The organism is Pseudomonas sp. BF-B-15 (genome assembly GCF_019946675.1).
Classification (GTDB): domain Bacteria; phylum Pseudomonadota; class Gammaproteobacteria; order Pseudomonadales; family Pseudomonadaceae; genus Aquipseudomonas; species Aquipseudomonas migulae.
In genome coordinates this window covers 1-1,024 of the sequence record NZ_JAGYFZ010000215.1, presented here as the reverse complement: position 1 = coordinate 1,024, position 1,024 = coordinate 1, and the positions used below count along the sequence as shown (strand labels likewise).

General features: G+C 57.0%; 1 protein-coding gene. It reads right to left on the bottom strand.

Annotated elements, in window-relative coordinates; genetic code table 11:
• Positions 1–42: 42 nt before the first annotated feature.
• Positions 43–765 carry a pirin family protein gene (locus KGA97_RS29430; protein ID WP_223452449.1) on the bottom strand — a complete coding sequence of 241 codons (723 nt, stop codon included), beginning with the start codon at positions 763–765 and terminating at the stop codon, positions 43–45.
• Positions 766–1,024: the final 259 nt, after the last annotated feature.

Below are 1,024 nucleotides of genomic sequence, written 5' to 3'. Positions count from 1 at the left end.
GAGCTGTCGAGCGCAGCGAGGTGGCGATTACTTCACACAGGATTACGGCATTTCAGGCAATTCCTGAGGACGCAGGTCAAACACCAGCACTTCGGCATCCGCGCCGTTGCTCAGGGTCAGCAACTGTTCATCGCGAACCCGCACGCCATCGCCTTCCTGCAATTGCAGGCCGTTGAGTTCGACGCTGCCGCGCGCCACATGCACGTAGGCATAACGATTGGCGGCCAGTTCCAGCGTGGCGCTTTCCTTGCCATCGATCAGGCCGGCATACACCCGCGCATCCTGGCGCACCTTCAGCGAACCGTTTTTCCCCTCGGGGGAGATGATCAGTTGTAGACGCCCGCGTTTCTTCTGAGTGTTGAAATGCTCTTGCTGATAGCGCGGTTTGGCGCCGCTGACGTCCGGCACGATCCAGATTTGCAGGAAGTGCACGCCACGGGTCGCCGAGTGGTTGTACTCGCTGTGTGCCACGCCGCTGCCGGCACTCATCAGTTGCACGTCACCGGGGCGGATCACCGAACCGGTGCCCAGGGTGTCCTTGTGTTCCAGGGCGCCTTCAAGCACGTAAGAGAAAATCTCCATGTCACGGTGCGGGTGCTGGCCAAAGCCTTTGCCTGCCGCGACGCGGTCATCGTTGATCACCAGCAGGTCGGAAAAACCCTGCTCTTTCGGGTTGCGGTAGTTGGCGAAGGAAAAGGTATGGAACGACTTCAACCAACCATGATTGGCCAAGCCGCGATCGGAAGCTTTGCGAAGGGTCAGCATGATGAAATCTCCTGTGGGGACGTTGATTCGTCCGAGTGAGGAGAAGGTTAATGTTTATCCTGTAGTGCAATAAGTAGATGAAAATTGAAATACTGTCCCGTTTTAGTTGACAATAATAAGCAGACTGATCCCCCCGCACTTGGCCATAATGCACAGCACAGTCTTCATGCCATGCACGTAACCTTGTAGGAGCCGGCTTGCTGGCGATGGCGGTGTGTCAGTCGCCAACCTTATTGGCTGACCCACCGCTATCGCCAGC